At 71.0% G+C, this 25317-nt stretch carries 25 protein-coding genes; 14 read left to right on the top strand and 11 right to left on the bottom strand.

Going from position 1 to position 25317, the window contains the following annotated elements; all coding sequences use genetic code 11:
• Positions 1–145: SDR family NAD(P)-dependent oxidoreductase (locus EEJ42_RS54085; RefSeq protein ID WP_123108514.1), on the bottom strand; the 145-nt coding region annotated here is incomplete at its 3' end.
• A 159-nt stretch (positions 146–304) separates the two neighbouring features.
• On the opposite strand from EEJ42_RS54085, the gene EEJ42_RS48510 reads away from it, so the two are divergent.
• Positions 305–1645, top strand: coding sequence for an FAD-dependent oxidoreductase (locus EEJ42_RS48510; protein WP_123108515.1), 1341 nt, complete (start codon positions 305–307; stop codon positions 1643–1645).
• 46 nt (positions 1646–1691) lie between these two features.
• On the opposite strand, the gene EEJ42_RS48515 is transcribed toward EEJ42_RS48510, so the two are convergent.
• Positions 1692–2732 (bottom strand): glutathione S-transferase family protein, encoded by a 1041-nt coding sequence (locus tag EEJ42_RS48515; RefSeq protein WP_425473097.1) that lies wholly within the window; start codon positions 2730–2732, stop codon positions 1692–1694.
• A gap of 318 nt (positions 2733–3050) precedes the next feature.
• On the opposite strand from EEJ42_RS48515, the gene EEJ42_RS48520 reads away from it, so the two are divergent.
• On the top strand, positions 3051–4160 hold the full coding sequence (locus tag EEJ42_RS48520; protein ID WP_123108517.1) for an amidase domain-containing protein: 1110 nt from the start codon (positions 3051–3053) through the stop codon (positions 4158–4160).
• Between the two features lie 57 nt (positions 4161–4217).
• On the opposite strand, the gene EEJ42_RS48525 is transcribed toward EEJ42_RS48520, so the two are convergent.
• From EEJ42_RS48525 to EEJ42_RS48535, 3 genes are all read right to left on the bottom strand, one after another.
• Entirely contained in the window at positions 4218–4874 is a 657-nt protein-coding gene (locus EEJ42_RS48525; protein WP_123108518.1) for a TetR/AcrR family transcriptional regulator, read from the bottom strand.
• A 392-nt stretch (positions 4875–5266) separates the two neighbouring features.
• On the bottom strand, positions 5267–5806 hold the full coding sequence (locus EEJ42_RS48530) for a nucleoside/nucleotide kinase family protein (protein WP_123108519.1): 540 nt from the start codon (positions 5804–5806) through the stop codon (positions 5267–5269).
• A 255-nt stretch (positions 5807–6061) separates the two neighbouring features.
• The gene (locus tag EEJ42_RS48535; protein WP_123108520.1) at positions 6062–7267 is read right to left on the bottom strand and encodes a cysteine desulfurase-like protein; all 1206 of its coding nucleotides are present in this window, start codon (positions 7265–7267) and stop codon (positions 6062–6064) included.
• Between the two features lie 256 nt (positions 7268–7523).
• Between EEJ42_RS48535 and EEJ42_RS48540 the strand changes: the two genes are divergently transcribed.
• The 4 genes from EEJ42_RS48540 to EEJ42_RS48555 all read left to right on the top strand — a co-directional run bounded on the left by EEJ42_RS48540 (position 7524) and on the right by EEJ42_RS48555 (position 11568).
• Complete coding sequence (locus EEJ42_RS48540; protein ID WP_123108521.1) at positions 7524–8741, top strand: AI-2E family transporter; 1218 nt, start codon at positions 7524–7526, stop codon at positions 8739–8741.
• 36 nt (positions 8742–8777) lie between these two features.
• Entirely contained in the window at positions 8778–9227 is a 450-nt protein-coding gene (locus tag EEJ42_RS48545; protein ID WP_123108522.1) for an RrF2 family transcriptional regulator, read from the top strand.
• Positions 9228–9353: 126 nt separating this feature from the next.
• Positions 9354–10550, top strand: a complete 1197-nt coding sequence (locus tag EEJ42_RS48550) for a globin domain-containing protein (RefSeq protein WP_123108523.1) — start codon at positions 9354–9356, stop codon at positions 10548–10550.
• Between the two features lie 199 nt (positions 10551–10749).
• Positions 10750–11568: a class I SAM-dependent methyltransferase gene (locus EEJ42_RS48555; protein WP_123108541.1), complete on the top strand. Its 819-nt coding sequence runs from the start codon at positions 10750–10752 to the stop codon at positions 11566–11568.
• On the opposite strand, the gene EEJ42_RS48560 is transcribed toward EEJ42_RS48555, so the two are convergent.
• Both EEJ42_RS48560 and EEJ42_RS48565 read right to left on the bottom strand, forming a co-directional pair.
• A complete protein-coding gene (locus EEJ42_RS48560; RefSeq protein WP_184503627.1) occupies positions 11565–12590 on the bottom strand; it encodes a methyltransferase in 1026 nt (341 codons plus the stop codon). The two genes, EEJ42_RS48555 and EEJ42_RS48560, sit on opposite strands and share 4 nt — an antisense overlap.
• 65 nt (positions 12591–12655) lie before the next feature.
• Positions 12656–13255, bottom strand: coding sequence for a CPBP family intramembrane glutamic endopeptidase (locus tag EEJ42_RS48565; RefSeq protein ID WP_123108525.1), 600 nt, complete (start codon positions 13253–13255; stop codon positions 12656–12658).
• Between the two features lie 353 nt (positions 13256–13608).
• Here EEJ42_RS48565 and EEJ42_RS48570 point away from each other — a divergent pair, with 353 nt between their 5' ends.
• From EEJ42_RS48570 to EEJ42_RS48590, 6 genes are all read left to right on the top strand, one after another.
• The gene (locus tag EEJ42_RS48570) at positions 13609–14676 is read left to right on the top strand and encodes a sensor histidine kinase (protein ID WP_281291701.1); all 1068 of its coding nucleotides are present in this window, start codon (positions 13609–13611) and stop codon (positions 14674–14676) included.
• The gene (locus EEJ42_RS48575; RefSeq protein WP_123108527.1) at positions 14673–15350 is read left to right on the top strand and encodes a response regulator transcription factor; all 678 of its coding nucleotides are present in this window, start codon (positions 14673–14675) and stop codon (positions 15348–15350) included. Before EEJ42_RS48570 ends, EEJ42_RS48575 begins: the two co-directional genes overlap by 4 nt.
• A 76-nt stretch (positions 15351–15426) precedes the next feature.
• On the top strand, positions 15427–16773 hold the full coding sequence (locus tag EEJ42_RS48580; protein WP_246098001.1) for a right-handed parallel beta-helix repeat-containing protein: 1347 nt from the start codon (positions 15427–15429) through the stop codon (positions 16771–16773).
• On the top strand, positions 16722–17135 hold the full coding sequence (locus tag EEJ42_RS53650; RefSeq protein ID WP_246098003.1) for a DUF5123 domain-containing protein: 414 nt from the start codon (positions 16722–16724) through the stop codon (positions 17133–17135). The genes EEJ42_RS48580 and EEJ42_RS53650 overlap by 52 nt, the downstream gene beginning before the upstream one ends.
• 39 nt (positions 17136–17174) lie before the next feature.
• Positions 17175–17654 carry a macro domain-containing protein gene (locus tag EEJ42_RS48585; RefSeq protein WP_123108528.1) on the top strand — a complete coding sequence of 160 codons (480 nt, stop codon included), beginning with the start codon at positions 17175–17177 and terminating at the stop codon, positions 17652–17654.
• A gap of 35 nt (positions 17655–17689) precedes the next feature.
• Complete coding sequence (locus tag EEJ42_RS48590; RefSeq protein ID WP_123108529.1) at positions 17690–18163, top strand: nuclear transport factor 2 family protein; 474 nt, start codon at positions 17690–17692, stop codon at positions 18161–18163.
• 1 nt (position 18164) lies between these two features.
• Here the strand turns inward: EEJ42_RS48590 and EEJ42_RS51565 are convergent, their stop codons facing one another.
• A complete protein-coding gene (locus EEJ42_RS51565) occupies positions 18165–18332 on the bottom strand; it encodes a hypothetical protein (RefSeq protein WP_184503628.1) in 168 nt (55 codons plus the stop codon).
• 166 nt (positions 18333–18498) lie between these two features.
• Here EEJ42_RS51565 and EEJ42_RS48595 point away from each other — a divergent pair, with 166 nt between their 5' ends.
• Complete coding sequence (locus EEJ42_RS48595; protein WP_123108530.1) at positions 18499–20424, top strand: glycoside hydrolase family 97 protein; 1926 nt, start codon at positions 18499–18501, stop codon at positions 20422–20424.
• 114 nt (positions 20425–20538) lie between these two features.
• Positions 20539–21111 (top strand): YceI family protein, encoded by a 573-nt coding sequence (locus EEJ42_RS48600; RefSeq protein WP_123108531.1) that lies wholly within the window; start codon positions 20539–20541, stop codon positions 21109–21111.
• A gap of 9 nt (positions 21112–21120) precedes the next feature.
• Here EEJ42_RS48600 and EEJ42_RS48605 read toward each other — a convergent pair whose 3' ends face one another.
• From EEJ42_RS48605 to EEJ42_RS48615, 3 genes are read right to left on the bottom strand one after another with little or no spacing between them, the layout of a single operon-like run.
• Positions 21121–22152 (bottom strand): PHP domain-containing protein, encoded by a 1032-nt coding sequence (locus tag EEJ42_RS48605; protein WP_123108542.1) that lies wholly within the window; start codon positions 22150–22152, stop codon positions 21121–21123.
• A gap of 27 nt (positions 22153–22179) precedes the next feature.
• Positions 22180–24525 carry a glycoside hydrolase family 65 protein gene (locus EEJ42_RS48610; RefSeq protein WP_123108532.1) on the bottom strand — a complete coding sequence of 782 codons (2346 nt, stop codon included), beginning with the start codon at positions 24523–24525 and terminating at the stop codon, positions 22180–22182.
• Complete coding sequence (locus tag EEJ42_RS48615) at positions 24522–25265, bottom strand: HAD family hydrolase (protein ID WP_123108533.1); 744 nt, start codon at positions 25263–25265, stop codon at positions 24522–24524. Before EEJ42_RS48615 ends, EEJ42_RS48610 begins: the two co-directional genes overlap by 4 nt.
• Positions 25266–25317: the final 52 nt, after the last annotated feature.

The following is a 25317-nucleotide window of genomic DNA, read 5'->3' on the forward strand; positions in this document are numbered from 1 at the left end:
CGCCGTCGACGTCGGCCAGGGCCACCGCCCGGGCCCCTTCGGCGGCCAGCCGCCGGGCGACAGCCGCCCCCATGCCCGAGCCCGCACCCGTCACCAGGGCGACCTTGCCCTCGAACCGGCCCGCGTGGGCCCCTTCATACGCCATGACGACCTCCCGCACCCATCCGGTATTGAACTGACTTCACCTCTCTTACCGTGCCGACCCGGCACCGACAAGGTTCGGGGCAGGCTTGATGCAACCGTCTTGAGGTGTGAATTGGATTCGGTTTTACTGAGCACCGGCCCCCACCGAAGGAGATTTCGCGTGGACGCGGAAGTCGTCGATCTACTCATCATCGGGGCGGGCATGGCGGGCCTGACCGCCGGTACCCGTGCCGTCCGCAGCGGCCTGTCCGTGGTGCTGGTGGATACCAGCACGGACGTCGGCGGCTCAGCGCGCTTCGCCGGGTACGCGTGGACCGCTCCGAGTCACGACATCATGGACCGGCACAATCCGGGAGGGGACCTCGCGCTGAAGCGCGCCCTCGTGGACCGGTTCGACGAGGGCGTTTCCTGGATCCGCTCCACCGGGGTGGAGGTGAAGGACGCACAGCGCATCCTGAGCTTCGGCCGCGGACACCAGTTCGACACCGGTCACTACCTCGACACCTGCCGTCGGCTCATCCTCGACGGCGGTGGCCGACTGCTGCTCGCCGCCCACACCGAACACCTGCTGACCGAGCACGGTGCCGTCGTGGGAGCCCGGCTGAGGTCGGCCGACGGCACACACAAGAACGTCGGCGCCCGCGCCACGCTCCTCGCGACCGGCGGGTTCCAGGGCGACCCCGCGCTCCGCACCGCTCATGTGCACCCCCACGCCGACCGCATGGAGCTGCGCTCCAATCCCGACAGCCGCGGCGGTGGCTACCGCCTGGCCACCGGTGTGGGCGCGGCCACCGGCCACGCCGACGCGGGCTTCTACGGCCACCTCATTCCGAGCCGTACGCCCTTCACCGACCCGGTGGACTTCGTCGACCTGTCGCTGTACTACAGCGAACACGCGCTCCTGTTCAACCTGCGCAACGAGCGTTTCGTGGACGAGACACTGGGCGACCACCTCACCTCCATGGCGCTGCTGGAACAGCCGGGGAGCCGGGGCCTCCTCATCGCCGATGCCCGGGTGTTCCGCGATTGGATCGTGGGCTCCTACGTCGAGGGCGCGGTCGCCGTGGACAAGTTCGCGCTGGCGAGCAAGCGAGGCGGTCGTGTGGGACTGGCCGAGGATCTCGACGAGCTGGCCTTCCTGCCCGAGGAGTGGGGTTACCGGGGCGAGGCCATCCGCGACGGGGTCCGGCGGTTCAACGAGGGCGTCTCGGCGGGGCTCGCCACGGCACCCGGCCGGGAGCTGGACCCGCTGCCACTGGACGAGCCCCCGTACTACGTCATCGAGACGGCACCGGCCATCACCTTCCCGTTCCACGGGGTGCGCATCGACGATCGGGCCCGGGTCCTGGCGGAGAACGGGGAGCCGCTGCCGGGGCTGCTGGCCGCCGGTTCGGACACCGGCGGCCTGTGGCACCGCGCCTACGCGGGCGGTATCGCGTCAGCCCTCGTCTTCGGGCTGACCGCGGCGGACACCGCCGCGGCGTCGGCCCGCCACCCCTGATCCGCAGGCGCCACCCCTGGTACGGAGGGCGCGCGCGGCGGGCCCGTCAGCGGGCGCGACCGGCCTCCGGGACCTCCTCACCGGGCGGCACCGGGCCCGGAGGGGTCCCGTCGCCGAAGGGACGCCCGCCCAGTTCCTCCCGTCCGTGCGGGGTCGACCAGCCGGAGAGATCGGGGCCGAGGGGGACGATGCGCGTGGGATTGACCGCGGTGTGCACGTGGTAGTAGTGGCGCTTGATGTGGTCGAAGTCCACCGTGTCGCCGAATCCGGGCGTCTGGAAGAGGTCGCGTACGTACCCCCACAGCACCCGGTCCTCGCTCAGCTTGTTGCGGTTGCACTTGAAGTGTCCGTTGTAGACGGCGTCGAAGCGCACCAGCGTGGTGAACAGCCGGATGTCGGCCTCGGTGATGGTGTCGCCGACCAGATACCGCCGCGTGGCCAGGCGCTCCGACAGCCGGTCCAGACGGGCGAAGAGAGCCCGGTAGGCGTCCTCGTAGGTGTGCTGGTGCTTGGCGAAACCGGCCAGGTAGACGCCGTTGTTCACATCCTGGTAGACCCCCTCCATCACCTCGTCGATCTCATCGCGGTGCTCTTCGGGGTACAGGTCCGGCGCACCCTCCCGGTGAAGGGCGGTCCACTGGGTGGCGAAGTCGAGGGTGAGGCGCTGGAAGTCGTTGGTGACCAGCTTCCCGCTGGGGATGTCGACGATCGCGGGCACGCTCACCCCGCCCGGGTACTCCTTCTTGCGGGCGTCGTACGCCTCGCTGAGGAACGCGATGCCCAGCACCGGGTCCCGGTCCCCCTTGTCGAGGGTGAAGCGCCAGCTCCGCTCGTCCTGGATGGGGTCCGTGACCGCCAGCGACAGGGCCGGTTCCAGGCCGAGCAGCCGCCGCGAGATCAGCGCCCGGCTCGCCCAGGGACAGGCCCGGCTGACGACCAGCCGGTAGCGCCCGGCCTCGACCGGCCAGCCGTCCCGGCCGTCGGCCGTGATCCGGTCGGAGAAGTGCGGCCCGGATCGGGTGAATTCCTTCTCTTCACGGGGCGTCTCCTGGCCAGCGGTGTTCAATTCGGTTACCTCCCGAAGCATGCGGAGCGTCTGCATACGCCCGACATATGTACGACTCGGCTCACCACCTACCCTCCCCCCACACCGGGAAGACACGCGACGCGGCTCGATCCCAGGGACATCCCGGTGAGGGCGGCGGAGGCAGCGGGTGCTCGGCCTCGGGCAGGGCGAACCGGCGCCGCCGACGAAAAACGGACATTATCCCGCAGGTGAAGGACTCGTGGACACCACTTCGCGTTCTGAGCACAAAATCACCAAACGGGCAGCGCATATGCAAGGATCCGACTCCCCCGGGCCGGATCCGGCCCGGGATGTGGAGGGGAATCCATCGTGAAATCAATGACCTTCAGATCCGCTGTCGGGGCGGCACTGACGGTGGCGCTGTCGGCCGTGGCGCTGCCCGCCTCTGCCGCGGGTGCGGCGCAGACGGGTGTGGTGGACGGGGCGACCGCCACGTCCTTCGGGCAGTTGGCCGACGCGGTGCTCACCGAGCGTACGGCGGCGCTGCTGGACGGGCAGCAGGCGCGGCGGGCGGCGGCACCGGCCACCAAGAAGGCGCGGCTGTCGACCGGTCTGACGCGAAGCGAGAACACGGCGCTGTCCACGCTGCGGACCCGCAAGGCGCGGCTGGCCGCGCTGGGCGAGGCGTACACGGACGCCGACACCAAGGTCACCGTGGGCGCGACCCGTGTCGTGGACGGGCGTGCGACCGTCCAGGCCACGGAGACCACGACGCTGACGTACAAGAAGATCCGCGGGGACGAGCCCGCGACGACCAGCTTCCAGGCCCACCACGAGCTGAGCTTCACCGCCGGGACCGGCGGCAAGTGGGAGCTGACCGGCATCAGGCCCACCGACGAGGGGCCCACGGCCATCAACGAGCCCGCCACGGTGTCGGTGAAGAGCGCGGCGGCGCTGCCCAGCGCGACTCCGGCGGCCACGTCGAGGCCGTCCCAGCAGGTGAGCAAGCCCGCGGGGGCGTACAACTACGCGGCGATGGCGACGTACGCGGAGACGTACTGGAGCAACTACAACCCCGCCTACCGGAAGTTCAACGAAGCCGGCGGGGACTGCACCAACTTCATCAGCCAGGCCCTGAAGGCGGGCGGCTGGAAGCACGCACCGGGCGACGCGCTGGACTACCGCACCTGGTGGTACGACACCTCCACCCAGGCGACGTCCTGGGTGGGCGCCAACGAGTGGTCGTGGTTCACGCTGGAGGCCAAGCGGGCGACCAACCTGGCGAACGTGTACTACATGGGTGTCGGGGACGTCATGCAGATGGACTTCGACCGGGACGGGTCCAAGGACCACACCATGATGGTCACGTACCGCTCCTCCAGCGGTGTCCCGTACATGACCTACCACTCGGTCAACACCTACCGGAAGTCGGTGGCCAGCATCATCGCCTCCAACCCGAACTCGCTGTACTACGCGTACCGCACCTGACGGAAGCACACCGGTGACCGTGGCCCCCGCCCTTCGGGTGGGGGCCACGGCCCCGTTTCAGGCGCGGTGCTCGGTGGGGGCGTTCTCCGCCGCGGTCGGTGTCTCGCGGCTGAAGGCGTGCTCCGGTTCCGGGCCGGGGAGGTGGTGGGTGGCGCCGGGGCGGAGGCCGTCGAGGTGGACGGCGATGTGGCGGCGGGCGGTGGTGTCGAGCCACTCGGGCGGGGTGTTGGGGAGCGGGCGACTGATCATGGCCGCGGCCATCAGCAGATCGATGGAGTTGACGTCGTCGCGCACCGCGCCGCGCTCCCGGCCGCGGGCGAGCACCGCCTCCAGGGAGCCGGTGATGCGGTGGCGCAGGACGATGGCTTCCCGGTCGTGGAAGGCCGGGCCGCCGAACAGCGGGAGAACGAGGCGGGAGCGCTGGTCGACCACGCCGGTCAGGAAGCGTTCGACGGCCCGCAGCGGGGCGTCCGGACCGCCCTCTTCGGCCACCTCCTGGGCGGCCCGCGCCTCGCCCAGCACGGTTTCGTAACCCTCGATGGCCACCTGCCGGCAGAGCGCGGCGCGGTCGGGGAAGCGGCGGTAGAGCGTCGCGATGCTGACGTGGGCGCGGCGGGCGATGTCGTCCAGGGGCGCGGCGGTGCCGTGCTCGCTGAACATCGCCCGGGCCGCGTCCAGGATGCGCTGCTGGTTGCGGCGGGCGTCGGCGCGCATCGGGGGCTTCGAGCGTATGGAATCCTGACCGTCCCTCACGTCCTCCGCGCCTTCCCCTTGTGGCGTACAACATGCCGTGGATCACACCGCACGACCGAGCCTAACCGGGCGGGGCCCGGATCCGACCGTTGTGTACGGGGCGCCGGCGGCCGAGGGGCGGTTCGGGGTCGTCTCGTACCACACCAACGACGGCGGCGGGATCGAACGGCGCACGGGGACGCCGCTTGAGGCGGTGCGGGCCCTGCTGGAGCGTCATTGGCAGGATCTCGCTGACGACGACGAGGAGTATGTCGCCGGGCGACGGTCGGACCTCGGGCGCTGCGGCTGGCGAGCTGCCCCGGGTCGATGTGCTGGTCCCGGGCGGCTGAACCCCCGGGGGCGCTGACGCGCCGCTACGCGCCGTCGGCCCAGCCGGTGGCGGTCACCAGCTCTCGTGCGATGTCCACCACCAGCCGCCCGTCGGTGGCCACGCGCAGGGTGTCCGCGGGGGCCTGCTCGTCGAGGAGACGGGCCTTGCGGGCGCTGCCGCGCAGTTCGTGCTCCAGTTCCGAGCCGAGTTCCCGGCCCGTCAGCCGCTCCTCCGTCGTGGCGTCCGAGGCGGTGAGCAGGACGCGCACGATCCGGGCGCACGGCTTGGTGGCGCGCTCGATCATGTCCGTGGTCGCGGGCAGCACGCTCACGGTGTTCGTGTAGACGAGGCGCCGGTGGCCGAGTTCGGCGTAGTTGGCCCAGAGAGCGGTCAGGTTGCGTTCGGCGATCTTCCTGCGGTGCGGGTCGTCCTCGGGGGCCGGATGCACCTGGGCCATGAAGTCTCCCTCGAGGATCGCGTGGGGCACCGACGCGGCGCGCAGCTGTGCCGACACCTCCCAGCCGACCGTGGTCTTGCCGACGCCGGCGCGTCCTCCGATGACGAGTACCTCGGTGTGTTCCATGGAGGGAGGGTGTCAGCTGCGGGCCACCGGCGCGATGCGTCATTCATCTTCATCGACGGCCCATTCGCCGATGACGAAGGTGACGGCATGCCCCGCAGGCTCAATGTGCACCCACAGGCCAGGTGCACACTCGCGGTGGTACGGCTGGGCCGCATCAACCTGGAGCTGTTCGAGTACACGGCACCCGAGCGGTCGACGACGCCACCATGCAACAGCGAACGGACGGGGCGCGCTCAACACCGACGGCTAGCGGCCTTAAGACGACAGGAAGTCCGACAGGCCCTCCAGCAGCCGGTCCACGTCCTCGGTGCTGGTGTAGGGGGCCAGGCCGACGCGGAGTCCGCCGGTGTCGCCGAGGCCGAGCCGGCGGGAGGTCTCGATCGCGTAGAAGGATCCGGAGGGTGCGTCCACGCCGCGGCGGGCCAGATGGCGGTAGGCGTCCGCGGTGTCGCGGCCGTCGATGGTCAGCAGGAGGGTGGGGGTGCGGTCCGCCGCGCGGGAATGGACCGTGATCGGGTCGAGCGCGGCCAGCCCCTTGTCGATGCGCAGCCGCAGCGCGTCCTCGTGTTCTTCGAGGGCCGCGTACGCCGCCGCCAGGCGTTCGCGGCGGCTGCCCTGCGCCCGCGGGTCCAGACCGGCGAGGAAGTCGACGGCGGCGCGGGTCCCGGCGAGGAATTCGTACGGCAGGGTTCCGAGCTCGAACCGCTCGGGGATGGCGTTCGTGGAGGGGAGCAGCTTGTCGGGGTGCAGGTTCTCCAGGAGTTCGGGGCGGCTCGCCAGGACGCCGAGGTGGGGGCCGAGGAACTTGTACGGCGAGCAGGTGTAGAAGTCCGCTCCGAGCTGGTCGAAGTCGACGAGGGAGTGGGCGGTGTAGTGCACACCGTCGACGTACAGCAGCGCCCCGGCCTGGTGGGTGCGCCGGGCGATCTCCGCTGTCGCCGGACGCGTGCCGATGAGGTTCGAGGCGGCGGTGACGGCGACCAGCCGGGTGCGTTCGCTCAGGACGGCGCTGATGTCATCGGGGGTCAGCTCGCCCGTCGCCGGGTCGAAGTCGGCCCACCGCACGGTGGCCCCGGCCCGGTCGGCGGCCTGGATCCAGGGGCGGATGTTGGAGTCGTGGTCCAGTCGGGTGACCACGATCTCGTCGCCCGGCGACCACGTCGTGGCGAGCGTACGGGAGAAGTCGTAGGCCAGTTGGGTGGCGCTGCGGCCGAAGACGACCGCGGTGGCGTCGGCGCCGAGCAGGTCGGCCATGGCCTGCCGGGCGGCCGCGACGATCGCCTCGGCGTTGCGCTCCCCCGCGGTGGTGCGGCCCCGGTTGGCCAGCGGGTGCGCGAGGGCATCGGTGATGGCCTCGATCACGGGTACGGGGGTCTGCGTACCGCCGGGGCCGTCGAAGTGGGCCGAACCGGCCGTCAGGGCGGGAAACTGCGCGCGGATGGCGGTGATGTCGTACGTCACGGCAACTCCTTGCTGCGGTGCGGAGGGCGGTCGGCGGATGAGGCACCGTGGTGATCGATTATGGAGTTCGCCGGAGCCGTGGGGAACAGCCCCACAACCCGGAGACGGCGGGCCGCGAGGTGTGACGGCGGGCGGAGGCGTGATCAGGCGCGTGCCCGGCCGCCCTGATTGAATCTTCCCATCAGGCAGATAACGGGAAGAACGGTCATCGGGCCCTGCGGCGCGGGACCGGGTCGCGGAGGGCGGTGGCACCGGCGTGAGCAGCGAGCCTCCCCCTCCGCCGGAGCGGGCGCCGAGGCGGAAGGGCAGACGGCGTCCGGACGTCCGGCGCGGTCGGCGGCCGCGGTACGCGACGCTCGGCGGCCGTCCGCACCGGGACCCGGGGGCCGCGGCGCGGGAACGGGCGGCGCGCGGGGCGGGGGTTACGGACGGGTCGGGCGACCGGGTGCATCCCGGGCTACGGCTGGCCGCCGCGTACGCATGGCGGCTGCTGGCCGTCGGGGTGGCGGTCTATCTGGCGTTCACCGTTCTGGGGCGCTTTCAGCTGGTCGCGGTCGCGGTGTTTCTGGCCCTGGTGGGCACCGCGCTGCTGCGACCGTTGGCCGATGTGCTGGCGCGGCGGCTGCCCCGACCGCTCGCGGTGGCACTGTCGGTGTTCGGGAGTCTGCTGGTGGTGCTGGGGTTACTGGCACTGGTGGGCAATGCGGCGGCGGGTGAGGCGGGCAGGCTCGTGGGCGAGTTCCGCGGCGGGATCGGCCGGATCACGCGCTGGCTGGAGGGGCCGCCGTTCCGTGTCCGGCACCGCACGCTGACCGAGCTGCACGAAAGGATCAGCTCGTTCGTCTCGACCCATCGCGCCACACTCATCAGCAGGGCGCTCAGCAGCGCGGGCCGGGTCGTGGAGGCGCTGACGGCGGCGGTGCTGGCACTGTTCTGCTCGCTGTTCTTCGTGCATTCCGGCGACGGGATGTGGCGGTGGTTCCGTGAGCAGCTTCCGGAGGCGGCCCGGTCGCCGTGGGACCGGGCGGGCCGGGCGGCCTGGAGCACCTTCGCGGGGTACACCCGGGGGATCATCCTGGTGGCGGCTGCCAATGCGGCGCTGGTCGGCCTGGCCCTGTTGCTGCTGCGGGTGCCGCTGGCGCTGCCGCTGACCCTGCTGGTCTTCTTCGCCACCTTCATCCCGCTGATCGGCTCGCCGATCGCGCTGGCCGTGGCCACGGTGGTGGCCCTGGCCGGTCGGGGGCCGGTCATCGCGGCGGTGGTGCTCGTGCTCATCGTCGTGGTCGGGCAGATCGAGGGGCATGTGCTGCACCCGCTGGTGATGAGCTGGGCGGTGCGGCTGCATCCGGTGGTGGTGGCGATCTCGGTGATCGCCGGAGGCATCGTGGCCGGGGTGGTCGGCGCGATCGTGGCCGTGCCCATGGTGTCGGTGGCCTGGTCCGTGACCCGTGCGCTGCGCACCCCATCCCGCTAAATTGCATCTCAGATTCGCATTATCTAATCTGGCGTCATGCGGCTGACGAAATCAACCGACCTGGCCCTTCGCGCCATCATGCGACTGGCGGTCGCCGGAGCCGAGCCGTGCACCGCACGGCAGATCGCCGGGGAGATGCAGGTGCAGTACAGCCACTTGGCGAAGGTGGCCGCGCGGCTCCAGCATCTCGGCCTCATCGAGACGCGGCGGGGGCGCGGCGGTGGGCTGGTGCTCACCGAGACCGGCCGCACCGCCTCGGTCGGCCAACTGGTCCGGGAACTCGAAGGGGCCGATGAGGTGGTCGACTGCGAGGGCGACACCCCGTGTCCGCTCCGCCAGGGCTGTCGGCTGCGGATGGCGCTGCGGCGGGCGCAGGAGGCGTTCTTCTCCTCGCTCGACCCGCTGACGGTCACCGATCTGGTCGGCTCCCCCACCGGACCCGTCCTGCTCGGGCTGGTGGGGCGAGCGCCGGGGGCGGACCGGTGAACCCGTGGGGGACGCCGACCCGGCCCGCCCGCGCCCGTACGTCGACGCCCTCCGTGCCGGTGCTCGCCGCGCCGGGTTTCTTCGCGCCGTTAAATACGAATCCTACATACCACTTAGGAGCCGGTGATGCTCTCCCAGAAGTCCGCTGACACCGTCCGCGCCACCCTCCCCGCCGTCGGTGCGGCCATCGGGTCCATCACCGACCTGTTCTACCGGAAGCTCTTCGAGGCCCACCCGGAGCTGCTGCGGCACATGTTCAACCGGGGGAACCAGGCGGCCGGAATCCAGCGGCAGGCGCTCGCCGGTGCCGTGGCCGCGTTCGCCACCGCCCTGGTGGAGCGCCCCGAGGTCCGCCCCGACGCGATGCTGACCCGGATCGCCCACAAGCACGCCTCGCTCGGGGTGAGCCCGGCCCAGTACCCGCTCGTGCACCGCCACCTGTCGGCCGCGATCGCGGAGGTGCTCGGTGACGCGGTCACCGAGGAGGTCGCAGCCGCCTGGGACGAGGTCTACTGGCTGATGGCCAACGCCCTCATCGAGATCGAGCGGCGGCTGTACGCCGAGCAGGGGGTGCTGGCGGGCGGGACGTGGCGGCCGTGGGAGGTGGCCGAGCGGGTCCAGGAGACCGCGGACGTCGTCACCTTCCGGCTGCGGCCCGCGGACGGCCGCCCGGCACCGGCCTTCAAGGCGGGCCAGTATGTCTCCGTCCAGGTCGAACTGGCCGACGGGGCGCGCCAGATCCGCCAGTACAGCCTGACCAACCCTCCCGGCGCGACGGTGCGCTCCATCACCGTCAAGCACGTGCGGGGCGGCACCGGTCCGGACGGCGAGGTCTCGGGGCATCTGCACGAGCACCTCCGGGAGGGCGACGTGATCAGCGTGTCCGCCCCGTACGGCGACCTCGTCCTCGACGCCACGGACGCACCGCTGCTGCTGGCGTCGGCCGGTATCGGCTGCACACCGATCGTCGCCATGCTGGAGGACCTGGTCGACCGGGGGCACCAGGCCCCGGTCATCGCGGTCCACGCCGACCGCTCCCCCGCCGACCACGCGCTGCGCGCCGATCAGGAGCGGCTGGTCACCAAGCTCGCCCAGGGCTCCGCACACGTCTGGTACGAGCGGCCGGGCGACGGCTGGCCGGCCGAGTACACCGGCCGGGTGGACCTGTCCGGCGTCGAGATCCCCGACGGCGTCCACGCCTATCTCTGCGGACCGCTGGGGTTCATGCGGTCGGTGCGGACCCAGTTGCTGGAGCGCGGCGTGCGGCCATCGGCGATCCACTACGAGGTCTTCGGCCCCGACCTGTGGCTCGCGCAGGACTGATCCCGGCCCGCCCGACGGCCGTTTTCGGTCGCCGTCGGCGGCCGACGGGCCCGGATTCTGGCGTGAAGGACACGAATGGCCCAGGGCGCGGTCGCCTTCGTCCGGGTACTCGTGGGACGGTACGCATCACGGATTCCGCCCCATCCCGGATGAATCGCCGGAAATGGCCGTCGGTACCCCCTCACTCGACCGAGGAACCATGGATCGCGAAAAGATCACTCTCACCGGTACGCAGGAGACGATGCTCGCCACGCTGTACGGCAGGGCGGTGGACAGCCGTTCGCCGCACTCCGTCCTGGGCGACCACACGGCCCAGGAGGCGGTGGAGCGCGTCGCCTACGACTTCAGCAAGACGGGCATGACGGAGACCACCGCGGTCGGCATCGCGCTCCGGGCCAAGCAGCTCGACGACTGGACCTCCGCGTTCCTGGCCGAGCACCAGAAGGCGACCGTGCTGCACCTGGCGTGCGGGCTGGACACCCGGGTCCACCGGCTCGACCCGTCGCCGTCGGTGCGCTGGCTGGACGTCGACTACCCCGACGTCATCGAGCTGCGCAGGCAGCTGCTCCCGCAGCCGTCGGGGACCTACGAGATGATCGCCTCCTCGGTGACCGAGGAGGCGTGGCTCCGCGAGGTGCCCGACGACCGGCCGACCGTAGCCGTCATGGAGGGCCTGACGATGTATCTGCACAAGGAGGAGGGCAAGCGCCTCATCCAGCGGATCACCGACCGGTTCCCCGGCGGCCAGCTGCTTTTCGACGTCTACGGATCGCTGGGCATCCGGCTCCAGAAGATGGTTCCGGCGGTGCGCAACGCGGGCGCGACGCTGCACTGGGGCCTCGACGACCCGCGGGAGATCGAGGGCTGGCACGACGGGCTGACCCTGATGGACGCGGTGCGCAGCGTCGACATGCCGGGGATGGAGGCGATGCCCACCACCGGGAGGATGAGCATGAAGGTGATGGCGCATCTGCCAGGGTTCAAGGACGTGGGCCGCATTCTGCGCTATCGGTTCTAGTCCCTGAGGCGGTCTTTGATGCCGACCAGCAGGGAATAGCCGCCCATCAGCGGTTCGACCCGGGTACTGCCGAATCCCGCCTCCGTCATCCACGACCGCCCGTCGGCCGCGGTGTATTCGAACCCGCCAGCGGACTCGATCAGCATGTTCAGGCTGGCCAGCAGGCCGAACGTGTTGTGCCGCCGCTCGTCGTCGATGATCGCGTCGTAGACGAGCACCGCTCCCCCGTCGGGCAGGGCGTCGTACGCCTTCTTCAGCAGCATCCGCTTCTCCTCCGGGCCCCAGCCGTGCAGGATCTGGCCCAGCACGATGACGTCGGCGGTGGGCAGGTCGTCCGCGAAGAAGTCGCCGCCGTGGAAAGCGATGCGGTCGGTGAGGCCGAAGGACGCCACGTATGTGTCGAAGACCGGCCGCACCCGGGGCAGTTCGAAGACACCGCCGCTGATGTGGGGGTGGCGCTGGGCCACCGCCACCGGGACGCAGCCCAGGGCGCCGCCGACGTCGAGCACCGTCCGGTAGTCGGCCCAGGGGAATTTCTCGGCTATCACCCGCGCCATTCCCATGCTGAGCCCGGTCATGCCGTTCAGAAATCGTTCGAGACCGGCCTGATCGTGGTAGATGGCGTCGTATACGTCTCCGCCGTGCTTCTGCTCGTTCTGCGGCTTTCCGGTGCGCAATGCCTCGGTGAGCGATCCCCAGAACGGATAGAGACGGCTGTTCGCCATCTCCAGGACTCCGCCGACATAGGTGTCCTTCTCCCGGTCGAGAAACGCGTCGGCGCTGGGGCTGTTGCGGTACTCGGTCCCCGTTCTCTCCAGGAATCCCAGGGCGACCAGTGCGTCCAGGAAGTCCGCCGCGCCCCGCGGATGCAGACCCAGCGCCCCGGCCAGGTCGCCGCGCTCGCACGGGCCTTGGGCGAGCCGGGTGAAGACATCGAGTTCCACGGCGGTGAGCAGGGTTTTCGACGCCATGAAGCCGAGCCCCACCTGCAAAATCGACTCCGGGCTGATCTCGTGTGACATGAAATTTCTCGCCGTTCTTCCGGAATGAGCACACACGGCAGTCGGCCGTGTCATTGCGAACTTTCCTACGCTACCCCCCGGTTGGGGAGCCGGGCGATCCACAGACTGAGCCCGGCCAGGGGGATCATGGTCAGCAGGGTGACGCCCACCGTGCCGAGACCGTCATCCCCGCTGCTGAGCAGCTGGCCGGTGAGCAGGAAGAGGACCAGGTTGTTTCCCGCGTGGGCCAGGCTGGCGGTCCATATGGTGCCGCTGCGCATGAACAGCCAGGCGAGAATGACCTCCTGGAACTGAAAGCAGAGGGTCCACACCAGCAGCCCGAGGAAGAGCCGGGGGTATTCGATATAGCCGATGAAGGCCGGCGGATAGTGCCAGGAGGCCCAGATGAGCCCGGTGACGATCGCCGATGGCGCCATTCTGCCGCCGAAGAGCCGCGGTCGGAGATAGCTGGTCCAGCCGAACTCCTCACCCCAGTACACCGGGGTGAGAAGCGGAAGTGCGAGCACCGCCGCCCAGCCCGGGACACCGTCCGCGATCTCGTCCAGCGGGGCGAGGTCCGGGCGCCACAGGCCCAGTGCGGCGGCGAGGGCGAGGGTTACGGCGGCGCGAAGGACAGGGCGAGGAACGCCACCATCCCTCTGGTTTTCGATGACGTCAACGCGCATCCCTTTCCTGAGGACTGACCATCCGGATCAAGCTGCGGTAAAAATTGCCGTCCGGGGGCGGGTGGGCACATCGCCGGCGCGAGCGAAATCCGTCTCCCCCCGTGTCACGAGGGCCGGTTGGCTCTTTCGGGGGAGGCAGTCCGCACCGGAGCGCCGGTACCGTTCCGGCCATGCGCACACTGATGCGCCCGCTTTTCGATGGCGCCACTTATCGAAGCTGGGCTTACGCGTTTCTCGGAGCGGCACTGAGTGTGCCGCCGCTGGTGGTGGCGGTGTTTTCGGCACCGCCCACGTGGCCGCTTCCCGGCCGTATCGCAGGCTTCACGCTCGCGCTCGTCATGGTGCTCGCCGTCATGGGTAGTCCGCGCGCGGCGCGCCGCGGATGCGTCACGCTGGCCAATCGGCTGCTGGGCACCGAACTGCCCGCCCCCGCGCCCGCATCGGTCCGGTCCCGGTGGGCCGACCGGGTGCGTACGGCGGCCTGGCTGGTGCCGCATGCGGCGGTGGGTGTGGCGGCGACGGCGGCGACCGGGGTGCTGGCCTTCGCCGCGGTCACGTTTCCGGCCGTATGGCTGAACGGCGGGGGGCGGGTCGCCGTCCTCGGGAGCCATGTCACCGTGACGGCGGGTGTGGCCGGAGCGTGGAGCCCGGTCGTCGCCGCGCTGTGTCTGCTGCTTGCCGCCTATGTGACCGCGGCCGCCGCCGCGGGGCTCCGGCTGCTGGCTCCAGTCCTGCTCGACCACCGGCCCGCCGAGCGGGCGGCCGCCGCCGAGGAGCGGGCGCGGGTGCTGGCCGGGCGCAACCGGCTGGCGCAGGAGCTGCACGACTCCATCGGGCATACGCTGACCGCCTCCACCATCCAGGCGGCGGTGGCGAGCGAACTGCTGGAACGTGATCCGGTGGCGGCCCGGCGCGCCCTGAACACCATCGAGGAGACGGCCCGCGCGGCGATGGACGACCTCGACCACGTCCTCGGCGCCCTGCGGGAACAGCAGGCGCCCACCGCTCCCGCGCGCACCCTCGCCGACCTCGGCGCGCTCGCGGAATCGGTACGGCAGGCGGGTGCGTTGCTGGAGGTGACGACCGAGGGTGGCCTGGACCGCGTCCCGGCGACCGTGTCGCGCGAGGCGTACCGCATCGTCCAGGAGGGACTGACCAACGCGCTGCGGCACGGCGCGAAGGCGGGCATCACGCTGCGGGTCACCGTTCGGGACGACCTGCTGGAGGTGGAACTCGTCAACCTGGTGGACGGCGCCGCGCGCTTCCGCCGGGGCGGGCGGTCGCGTCAGGGACTGACCGGCATCGCCGACCGGGTACGGCTGCTGAACGGCGAGGTGTCCGCCGGGCCGCTGGACGACGCCGGGGACGGGCGTGCCCGGTGGCGGCTGGTGGCACGACTGCCGCTGGGGGCGGTGCGGTGAACACCGAGGGAGTTGCCACCGTCGGCCGTACGGTGCGCGTGCTCGTCGTGGACGACGAGGAACTCACCCGCACCGGGCTGCGGACCCTGCTGTCCGCGAAGCCCGATCTCACCGTGGTCGGCGAGGCCGCCGACGGGTCCGAAGTGCCGGCGCTGGTGGCCGAGTTGCGGCCGGATGTGGTGTTGATGGACGTACGGATGCCCCTCGTCAACGGGATCGAGGCCACGCGGCGGCTGCGGGCCGCGTCGGCGGAGCCGCCGAAGGTCATCGTGATCACCACCTTCGAGAACGACGAGTATGTGTATGACGCCCTGGAGGCCGGTGCCAGCGGCTTCATCCGCAAGCGGGCCCCGGCCCAGCAGATCGCCCATGCCATCCGGCTGGTGGCCAGCGGGGATTCGGTCCTCTTCCCCGAAGCCGTCGCCCGGCTGACCGCCGGGCGTCCGGTGCGGCGGGAGGCCGCGGCGCGGGTGGCGGCGCTCACCCGCCGGGAGGCGGAGATCCTTCAGCTGATGGCGGAGGGGCTGACGAACCAGCAGATCGCGGAGGTGCTGACGGTGAGCCTGGAGACCGTCAAGACGCATGTGGGCAATGTGCTGACCAAGCTGGGCGCCGGGAACCGGACCCAGGCGGTCATTCTGGCCTTCGAGGCAGGGCTCGCGCCCAGAGGGTGAGAAAGCGTTTTCGTCATCAAGTCGCCTACGCCGCACACACCTTGACACCACTGATGACAGCGCTTTCTATGGCGTGATGACCTCTGGACGACGCTCCGTCAGACCCGGCCGGCGGCCGCTCGGCCTGCTCGCGGCCGCCGCCCTCGGCGCCGCCGCCACGCTCACGGCGCTCCCCGCCCCCGCTCAGGCCACGGTGGCAGCTTCGGGTACCACGTACTACGTCGACTCCCGCTCCGGGCACGACGACGCGTCCGGCACCAGCGCCCGCGCGGCATGGCGCAGCCTGGAGCGGGTCGGACGGACGACGTTCCGGCCCGGTGACCGCATCCTGCTGAAGGGCGGCAGCTCCTGGAAGGGGCAGCTGTGGCCGAAGGGCTCGGGCGAGCAGAACCGCCCCATCACCATCGGGCGTTACGGCCCGGGCCCCAAGCCCCGGATCCGCGGTGAGGGCCAGGTCGACGACGCGGTGCGGCTGTTCAACCAGGAGTACTGGGAGATCCGTGACCTCGACGTCAGCAACGCGCTGCCCGCCACGGGGACTCCGGGCGAGAATCTGCGCGATCTGCGCGGCATCCATGTGTCGGGGGACGACTCACGGCAGCTGGACCACTTCGTGATCGACAGGGTCGACGTCCACGATGTCACCGGCGAGGTGAACTGGATCAGCGGCGACACCGCGGGCAACGCCCCGGGCGTGCGCTTCAAGACCGGTTGGGACCGGTCGAAGAAGACCGGCGGCATCGTCTTCGACACCACGGTGCCCGACATCACGGCGCCGCCCGCCGCCCCGACCGTTCTGCACGATGTGCGGGTGCAGAACTCCACGGTGCGCAACACCTCGTTCGCGGGCATCGTCGTGAAGCAGTACACCGGCGACCTGAAGGACGCGGACGGCAACCCGGTCGCCAAGCCGACCGGCTGGGGCACCCGGACCTCGGCCGCCGACACCACGTTCACCCCGCACACGAACATCACCATCCGGAACAACTACGTCTCCCAGGGCGGCACCACGTACGGCTGCAACGCGATGTATCTGACCAACCTCCGCGGCGCGGTGGTCGACCGCAATGTGGTCGACCAGGCGGGGACGTCGGGCATCGAGGCGTACTACGCGGACGACGTGGTGATCCAGCGCAACGAGGTGTACCGGACGGAACGGAAGGCCGGGGGCGCGGATTCCAACGGCATCGACGCGGACAAGGGCACCACGCGGGTGGTCATCCAGTACAACTTCGTCCATGACAACGGCGATGGCATCCTGCTCTGCCAGTTCGCCTTCGGCGACGTGGTGGTGCGGTACAACGTCCTGAACGGGAACTCGCGGTATCCGCTGTATCTAAGGCCGCGTCGGCCGAGGTCTACAACAACACCGTGCACAACGCGTCGAGCAAGTACCTCGTCTACGGCTACGGCTCCTCGCTGAACGCGCGCTACAACCTGCACGACAACGTGTTCTCCTCGGCGGTCGCCGACGCGACCCTGACGACCAGCCCGACCATCACCTACGCCCGCAACTTCTACGGCGGCGCCCCGCTGCCGGTCCCCGCCGCCGACACCCGGGCGCGCACCGGCGACCCCCTGTTCGTCGACCCGGCCGTCTCGGGCCCGTACGGCACCCCCACCAGCGGCCCGCGACTGCGCACCGGCCTGGCCTTCGCCCCCCGTCCGGGCTCCCCCCTGATCGACACCGGCGCCCCCACCCCCGACAACGGCGGCCGCGACTACCGGGGCACCCCCCTCTACCGCGGCGCACCCGACCTCGGCGCGATCGAGGGTCCGCGTTGATCGCTGCCGGTTGTCAGTGGTGCCCCGTACCGTGAGGGCATGGCGGAGATCGAGTATGTCCGGGGGGACGCCACCTCGCCTCACGGCAAGGGAGTGAAGATCCTCGCCCATGTCTGCAACGACCTGGGCGGCTGGGGGAAGGGCTTCGTGCTGGCGCTGTCACGGCGCTGGCCGGAGCCCGAGGCGGCGTACCGCCAATGGCACCGTGAGCGGGCGCGCAACGACTTCGGGCTGGGCGCGGTGCAGTACGTCCGGGTGGGGCCGTATCTGTGGGTCGCGAACATGGTCGGGCAGCGCGGGATACGCCGTGGCAGCAAGGGCATTCCCGTACGGTACGAGGCGATCGACACCGCACTGGGCTCGCTCGCGGCCAAGGCCGCCGAGACGGGTGCGTCGGTTCATATGCCGCGCATCGGCTGCGGACTGGCGGGCGGCCGGTGGTCGCGGGTCGAGCCCCTGATAGAGCGGCGGCTGACGGCACGTAACATCCGAGTCACGGTGTACGACCATGACGGCTGAATCGGCCCCCGAGCGGGCTGCGGACAGGAGGCGGGATGGAGACCGGGACACTCGATCCGCTGGAGCGACTGCTCGCCGAGCGCGCCTGTGAGCGGCTGCTCGTGGAGTTCCTGCGGCGGCTCGATCTGGGGGAACCGGGCACGGTGGCGGAGTTGTTCACCGTCGATGGGATATGGGAGTGGCCCGCCGGGGATCGTCTGGTGCGGGGGCGGGACGCGCTGCGGGAGTATTTCGCCTCGCGGCCCGCGGACCGGCTGTCGCGTCGGGTGTGTTCCAACGTCCTGGTGACGGTGGACTCCGCGGCGACGGCCCGCGCGACGTCGTACTTCGCGACGTACCGGGTCGACGGCTATCGCGGGGGCATCGTTCCGGCGCGGCCGCCGGTCAATGTGGGGCACTACGAGGACGTGTTCCGCCGGGTGGAGGGGCGGTGGCTGTTGGCCTCGCGGACCACGCATCTGGCCTTCGGCGGGGAGACCGAGCGGCTCGGGGGCGCGGAGCGGAGCTGAGTCAGCGGTCCTCCGCGTCCGCGCCGCAGCGCTGGCAGCGGTCGAAGGGGGCGGTGTCCTGGATGGCGCCGCATGCGGCGCAGACGCGGTCCAGCCAGCAGGCGGCGTCCCCGCCTTCGGGTTCGGCGGGGGCGGGGTCCGAGGGCTGACGGGGGTTCGTGTCGCTCATCGCCGGTGCCCCTCTCTCCAGGTCCTTTGGTGGGGTTTATCAGGGTGCCATGGGGTGGATAGATCGGATCTATGGAGCAGGCCTAGGGCTTGATAGCACGTCATTTGGTCTCACCCCTCCCCAGTTATCGGATGAATCGGTAACGTGTTCGCCTCGGGAGGCAAACATGGAGAGATCTGTCAGACGCTCCACCCTGGTCCTTCTCCTCTGCGCCGCACTGGGCATGACGCTGTTCGTCACGGGCCCGGCGCGCGCCAAGGGGCAGGTGCGGGACTCCGCGTGGACGGTGAGCGGGCCGTCGCCACGCGCTTCCGACTCCGGTCCGCTCGCCCGGCTACGGCTCGACCGGGCCTCGGGCGCACTGACGCTTCAGGTGTCGCGAGCCGGTCGTACGGTGGTCGAGCCCTCGCCCGTGGGCATCGTCACCGAGCGGGCGGACCTGTCGCGCGGGCTGCGGTACCTGGGCCGCAGCGACCGGACGGTGGCCGGGCAGTACCGGTCCACGGTCGGCAAGGAGCGCTCGCGCGCATTCCGCATGACCGAGGCGCGCTTCCGGTTCCGGGGCGACGGCGGCGCCCGGCTGGACGTGCTGGTGCGGGTGTCCGGCGACGGGGTCGCCTACCGCTACGTCCTGCCGTCCGGCAGCGGTGATGTGCTGGGCGAGACCTCGGCGGTCACGCTGCCCGCGGACGCGGACGCGTGGCTCGGCACGTACCGCAAGGACAACGAGAACCTGTTCAAGCACTACACCGCGGCGACGGCGCCCGCCGGTGAGTACATGGCGCAGGCCCTGTTCGAGACGGGCGGCACCTACGCCCTGATCGCCGAGTCGGACCTCACCGGCCGCTACTCCGCCGCCCGCCTGGTCCACGAGGAGGGCCGCCCGACGTACCGCATCGGGCTGTGGGACCAGCGGGTCGAGTCCGACGGTCCGCTCAGCACCCCGTGGCGCGCGATGGTCGTGGGCGATCTGGCCACCGTCACCGAGTCCACCTTCACCGACGATCTGGCTCCCGCCTCGAAGGTCGCCGACACCTCGTGGATCCGGCCGGGGCCCGCGCTGTGGACCTGGCTCGCGGGCGGGCGTCCGGCCGGGCAGAGCCTGTCGATGCAGAAGGGGTACGTGGACTACGCGGCGCGCCGCGGCTGGCCGTATGTGGTGGTGGACGCGGGCTGGTACTTCGACCCGGACCAGTGGGACGTCACCGACCCCGACTGGCAGCGCAACAGCTGGATCCCGGAGCTGGTCCGGTACGCCAAAGAACGCAAGGTCGGCATCCAGGTCTGGATCCACCAGCGCGATCTGGACACCGCGGAGGAGCGCGAGCAGTGGCTGCCGACCCTGGAGAAGTGGGGCGTGAAGGGGGTGAAGATCGACTTCATGGACTCCGAGGCCCAGGAGACGCTGCGCTGGTACGACGAGATCCTTCCGGCCACCGCGGCCCACCATCTGCTCGTCAACTTCCACGGCTCGACCATCCCCAAGGGCATCCAGCGCACCTGGCCGCAGGTGATGACGATGGAGGGCGTCAACGGCGAGGAGAAGCGGGTGAACACCCCGGAGCACCTGGCGACGCTTCCCTTCACCCGCAATGTCATCGGCTCGATGGACTTCACCCCGGGCGCCTTCCAGCGCGCCGAGCGCCCCAACGCGGCCTCGGACGCGGGCGAGCTGGGCCTGTCGGTGCTGTACGAGTCGGGGATCCAGAACCTGGCGGGCACCCCGGAGTCGTACGACGCCCGTCCGCAGGCCCGGCGCTTCCTGGAGCAGATACCCGCCTCCTGGGACCGCACCCGGCTGCTGGCGGGGCGCCCCGGTGAGAGCGCGGTGCTCGCGCGCGCCAAGGGCGAGCGCTGGTTCATCGGCGGCATCTTCACCGGCGACGCGCACACCGCCGCCGTGCCGCTGCGGCTGGGCCAGGGGACGTGGCTGGTCGACCTCGTCCGCGACGGAGCGGACGGCCTGGTGCGCGAGCCACGGGTGGTGCGCGGCGGGGACACCGTGTCCGTCCCGGTGGTGAAGGACGGCGGCTTCGCCGCCATCGCCTGCCGCTGGCGTCCGGGCGTCACCAGCTGCGACCGGTCGTCCTGACGCATATGGCCGCACCCGCGCCGGATCCGGCGCGGGTGCGGAGCGGCGGATTCCCCGCATCTGACGCATGATCGTTCCAGGACGACCGAGCGGATCACACGTCAGGAAGCGGCTATGGCGATCACCAGATGGTTCTTCGAGCCCGGCCACACAGGCGCCGAATTCAGGGCCAGGCACATGATGGTCACGTACGTGCGCGGGCAGTTCAAGAACATTCAGGGTTCGATCGAGGTCGATCCCGAGAAGCCGGAGGACGCCCGGATCGAGGCGACCATCGACGCAACGCAGGTGAACACCGGTCAGCCGCAGCGGGATGCCCATCTGCGCAGCGCGGACTTCTTCGACGTCGAGAACCATCCGACGTGGACGTTCACCGGCACGGCCGTCACCCAGTTGAGCGAAACCGAGTTCGAGGTCGCGGGCGACCTCACGGTGCGCGGTGTCACCCGCCGGGTGCCGCTGCACGTGACCTATCTGGGGCAGTGGGGCACGCCCTGGTGGGAGGGCGACCGGGACCTGGGGCCGCGGCGGCGGGCGGGCTTCCTCGCCACGGGCCGGGTCAACCGGCAGGACTTCGGTGTGTCCTGGAACGACACGGTGGACCGGGGCGGGGTCGTGGTGAGCGACATGGTCGACATCACCATCGACGTCGAAGCCGTTCTCGATCCCGCGGGCGGGCGTGACTGAACAGCTGGATCACTGACGGCCCGGGGGCTTGCGGGTACGGGTCCACTCCCCCAGCTGCCGGGCCGTCCAGGTGTTGATGATCCGTTCCTTCGGCACGCTGCATTCCACCGCCCGGGCGCATCCGTTGATCTGCCAGTCGAGCTGCCCGGGCGCATGGGCGTCGGTGTCGACCGAGAAGAACGTCCCCGCCTGGACGGCCTCCCGGAGCAGCCGACGCGGCGGGTCCAGCCGTTCCGGCCGACAGTTGATCTCCACGGCGGTGCCCGACTCCGCGCAGGCCGCGAAGACCTCGGCGGCGTCGAACGCCGACTCGGGCCGCTTGCCGCCCAGCAGCCGCCCCGTGCAGTGCCCCAGCACATCGACGCGCGGATCGCCGACCGCGGTCACCATCCGGCGGGTCATCGGACGCGCGTCCATCCGCAGCTTGGAGTGGACGGAGGCCACCACCAGGTCCAGCCGGTCGAGCAGCTCGGGCTCCTGGTCCAGCGAGCCGTCGACCAGGATGTCGACCTCGATCCCGGTCAGCAGCCGGAACGGGGCCAGCGTCTCGTTGAGCTCCTCCACCACCTCCAGCTGCTCGCGCAGCCGGTCCGCCGAGAGCCCCCGGGCGACGGTCAGCCGCGGGGAATGGTCCGTCAGCACGGCCCAGTCATGGCCCAGCCGGGCGGCGGTACGGGCCATCAGCTCGATCGGGGAACCGCCGTCGGACCAGTCCGAATGCAGATGGCAGTCGCCGCGCAGCGCGGCCCGCAGCTCGTCCGCGGCGGCGTCGGGCCGGTCAGCACTCTCCCCGCCGGGTTCCAGTTTCCGGAGATAGGCGGGCACCTCGCCCCTGAGCGCCTCCTTGACCACCTGTGAGGTCTTGGGGCCGAGGCCCTTGAGCGAGGCGAGGGTGCCCGCCGCCACCCGTCGCTCCACCTCTTCCGGCGACAGCTCGGCGAGCGCCGCCTGGGCGTTACGGAAGGCGCGCACGCGGTACGTCGGGGCCTGCTCGCGCTCCAGCAGGAACGCGATCCGGTCCAGCGCCGTCAGCGGGTCCACCACGCCCTCCATTGTCCTTACGGCGGCTCAGGCGCGCCTGTCCGGGCGGCGGCCCGGAGGCTGCCGGGGCTCGGCGCGGGCGGTCTGTTCGGGCACGTCGCAGGTCTGCGGCGACTTGTCGGAGACGGTGATGGGCCGACCGTAGTGCTGGATCTCCAGCGGGGCGCCCTCGACCAGCGTGTAGGTGGCGGTGAGGTCGGTGATCTCCACCCGCAGCCGCCGTCGCAGCACCTGCACGCTGAAGGCCAGCCGGGCCAGCTTCTCCGGCAGCTTGGGCGAGAAGCACAGGCTGCCCTCGCGGTACCGCATCCCGCCGAACCCGGCGACCAGCGCCATCCAGGTGCCTGCCAGCGAGGCGATGTGCAGGCCGTCGCGGGTGTTGTGCTCCAGGTCGCGCAGGTCCATCAGGGCCGCCTCGCCCAGGTAGTCGTAGGCGAGGCGCAGATGGCCGACCTCGGCGGCCATGACGGCCTGGGCGCAGGCGGACAGGGAGGAGTCGCGGACGGTCAGGTGCTCGTAGTAGGCGAAGTTGCGGGCCTTCTCCTCGGGGGTGAAGCACTCGCCGCGCAGATACATGGCCAGCGCCAGGTCGGCCTGTTTGACCACCTGCTTGCGGTACAGGTCGAAGTAGGGGAAGTGGAGCATCAGGGGGTACTGGCTGGGGTGGGTGTTCTGGAAGTCCCACTCCTGGTGGCCGGTGAAGTCGGCGGACTGTTCGTGGACGCCCAGCGTCTTGTTGTACGGGACCGTCATGGCCTCGGCCGCGTCCCGCCAGGTCGCGGCCTCCTCGTCGTCGGCGCCCAGCAACGAGCCCTTGTCGGGGTGGCGCTCCACGACGTCCGCGGCGGCGCGCAGGTTCGACTGGGCCATGAGGTTGGTGTAGACGTTGTCGTCCGCGATGGCGCTGTACTCGTCCGGGCCGGTCACCCCGTCGATGTGGAAGCGGCCGTGGTGGTCGTGGTGGCCCAGGGAGCGCCACAGCCGGGCGGTCTCCACCAGTATCTCCACCCCGGTTTCGCGTTCGAACTCCTCGTCGCCGGTGGCGGCGACGTAGCGCACCACGGCGTCGGCCACATCGGCGTTGATGTGGAAGGCGGCGGTGCCGGCGGGCCAGTAGGCGGAGCATTCGGAGCCGTCGATGGTGCGCCAGGGGAAGGCGGCGCCCTCGTGGCCCAGCTGGCGCGCCCGCTCCCGGGCGGCGGGCAGGGTGGACTGGCGCCAGCGCAGCGCCTGGGCGACCGCCTCGGGGAAGGTGTAGGTCAGCAGTTGCAGGACGAAGGTGTCGGCGTCCCAGAAGGAGTGGCCGTCGTAGCCGGAGCCGGTGAGGCCCTTGGCGGGGATGGCGCGTTCCTCGGCGCGCGCACCGGCCTGGAGGACGTGGAAGATGCCGAACCGCACGGCCTGCTGGATCTCGGCGTCGCCCTCGACCTCGACGTCGGCGTGGGCCCAGAAGTCCTCCAGCCAGGCGCGCTGCTGTTCGACCAGGCCCTCCCAGCCGGTGGAGACGGCCCCGGCGAGCGCCGCCTCGACCTGGTCGCGTACCGCGGGCAGCGAGCGCGCGCCGGACCACCCGTAGGCGACCAGCTTCTCCAGCCGCAGCTTCTCGCCCGGCTTGAGGACGGAGGTGACGGTGAGGCGGGCGACGTCGTCGCCGCTCTCGCTGGCGTGGCGGGTGGGCGGCGGTCCGCTGATCAGGTGGTCGGCGGCGGCGCCGACCCGCAGCCGGCTGGCATCGGTGCAGTGGATCAGCAGCAGCCGTTTGTCGACGGCGTCGTTCTCCTCGGCCTCCAGCGGGCTCTCCAGTGCCGCGGCCACCCGGGGATCCCCGCCGCGCTCCGGCAGCTGCTCGTTGGCGACCAGCTCGGACTGGACGACGACGCGGATCTCGGCGTCCACCGCCTCCACCTCGTAGGCGATCGCGGCAACGGCCCGCTGGGTGAGGGAGACCAGCCGGGTCGAGCGCACGCGCACGCTGGTTCCCGAGGGAGAGGTCCATTCGCAGGTGCGGTGCAGTACCCCGGCCCGCAGGTCGAGCACGCGCTCGTGGGAGCGCAGCCGCCCGTAGCGCAGGTCGAAGGGCTCGTCGTCCACCAGCAAGCGGATGATCTTGCCGTTGGTGATGTTGATCATGGTCTGCCCGGCTTCGGGATAGCCGTAACCGGCCTCGGCGTACGGCAGGGGGCGCAGCTCGTGCACCCCGTTGAGGTAGGTGCCGGGCAGCCCGTGCGGCTCGCCCTCGTCGAGGTTGGCGCGCCAGCCGACATGGCCGTTGGAGAGCGCGAACACGGACTCGCTCTGCGGCAGCAGATCGAGGCGGAGCGCGGTCTCGCGCAGCTGCCAGGGATCGACGGCGTACGAGGCATCGGTGATCACGAGGAGTCCTCCAGCAGCTCGGCGAGATCCTTGACGACGATGTCGGCGCCGTGTTTGCGCAGCGCGTCGGCCTGGCCGGCCCGGTCCACGCCGACGACGCAGCCGAAGTGACCGGCCCGGCCCGCCTCCATGCCCGCCAGGGCGTCCTCGAAGACGACGGCCTCGGCGGGGGCGGCGTCCAGTTCCCGGGCGGCCTCCAGGAAGGTGTCCGGATGCGGTTTGCCCGGCAGCCCCCGCTCGGCGGCGACCAGGCCGTCGATCCGCACCTCGAAGAGGCGCTCGATACCGGCGGCGATCAGCACGTCGCGGCAGTTGGCGCTGGAGGAGACGACCGCGGTGCGCAGCCCGGCGTCACGTACGGCCTCGGCGAAGCGCACCGATCCGGGGTACGCCTGGACGCCTTCCTCCCGGATCTTCTCCAGGACGAGGGCGTTCTTCCGGTTGCCGAGCCCCTGGACGGTGTCCTTGTCGGGCGGGTCGTCCGCGCTGCCCTCGGGGAGGTCGATGTCCCGGGATGCGAGGAAGGTGCGTACGCCGTCGGCGCGCGGGCGGCCGTCGACGTACTCGTCGTAGTCGGTGGTCTTGTCGAAGGGGCGGAAAGAGGGGCCGTCGCGGCGTTGCAGGAACTCGTCGAACATCTGCTTCCACGCCGCCGCGTGCACCACCGCGGTTCGGGTCAGCACGCCGTCGAGGTCGAACAGGCAGGCCCGGATGCCCGCCGGTAGGCAGAGCTTGGTCATGGCCCCCGGTTCCCCCGCGCACGCCGGAATATGCGGGGGATTCTCCGGCGGC

This window comes from Streptomyces botrytidirepellens (assembly GCF_003721215.1).
GTDB lineage: Bacteria > Actinomycetota > Actinomycetes > Streptomycetales > Streptomycetaceae > Streptomyces > Streptomyces himastatinicus.

Excerpts from the sequence above, each read along its gene's own strand:
- EEJ42_RS48515 (WP_425473097.1), bottom strand. The coding sequence starts at position 2,732 with ATGCTTCGGGAGGTAACCGAATTGAACACCGCTGGCCAGGAGACGCCC.
- EEJ42_RS48520 (WP_123108517.1), top strand. The coding sequence starts at position 3,051 with ATGACCTTCAGATCCGCTGTCGGGGCGGCACTGACGGTGGCGCTGTCG.
- EEJ42_RS48525 (WP_123108518.1), bottom strand. The coding sequence starts at position 4,874 with ATGCGCGCCGACGCCCGCCGCAACCAGCAGCGCATCCTGGACGCGGCC.
- EEJ42_RS48530 (WP_123108519.1), bottom strand. The coding sequence starts at position 5,806 with ATGGAACACACCGAGGTACTCGTCATCGGAGGACGCGCCGGCGTCGGC.
- EEJ42_RS48545 (WP_123108522.1), top strand. The coding sequence starts at position 8,778 with ATGCGGCTGACGAAATCAACCGACCTGGCCCTTCGCGCCATCATGCGA.
- EEJ42_RS48550 (WP_123108523.1), top strand. The coding sequence starts at position 9,354 with ATGCTCTCCCAGAAGTCCGCTGACACCGTCCGCGCCACCCTCCCCGCC.
- EEJ42_RS48555 (WP_123108541.1), top strand. The coding sequence starts at position 10,750 with ATGGATCGCGAAAAGATCACTCTCACCGGTACGCAGGAGACGATGCTC.
- EEJ42_RS48560 (WP_184503627.1), bottom strand. The coding sequence starts at position 12,590 with ATGTCACACGAGATCAGCCCGGAGTCGATTTTGCAGGTGGGGCTCGGC.
- EEJ42_RS48565 (WP_123108525.1), bottom strand. The coding sequence starts at position 13,255 with ATGCGCGTTGACGTCATCGAAAACCAGAGGGATGGTGGCGTTCCTCGC.
- EEJ42_RS48570 (WP_281291701.1), top strand. The coding sequence starts at position 13,609 with ATGGGTAGTCCGCGCGCGGCGCGCCGCGGATGCGTCACGCTGGCCAAT.
- EEJ42_RS48580 (WP_246098001.1), top strand. The coding sequence starts at position 15,427 with ATGACCTCTGGACGACGCTCCGTCAGACCCGGCCGGCGGCCGCTCGGC.
- EEJ42_RS48585 (WP_123108528.1), top strand. The coding sequence starts at position 17,175 with ATGGCGGAGATCGAGTATGTCCGGGGGGACGCCACCTCGCCTCACGGC.
- EEJ42_RS48590 (WP_123108529.1), top strand. The coding sequence starts at position 17,690 with ATGGAGACCGGGACACTCGATCCGCTGGAGCGACTGCTCGCCGAGCGC.
- EEJ42_RS51565 (WP_184503628.1), bottom strand. The coding sequence starts at position 18,332 with ATGAGCGACACGAACCCCCGTCAGCCCTCGGACCCCGCCCCCGCCGAA.
- EEJ42_RS48595 (WP_123108530.1), top strand. The coding sequence starts at position 18,499 with ATGGAGAGATCTGTCAGACGCTCCACCCTGGTCCTTCTCCTCTGCGCC.
- EEJ42_RS48600 (WP_123108531.1), top strand. The coding sequence starts at position 20,539 with ATGGCGATCACCAGATGGTTCTTCGAGCCCGGCCACACAGGCGCCGAA.
- EEJ42_RS48615 (WP_123108533.1), bottom strand. The coding sequence starts at position 25,265 with ATGACCAAGCTCTGCCTACCGGCGGGCATCCGGGCCTGCCTGTTCGAC.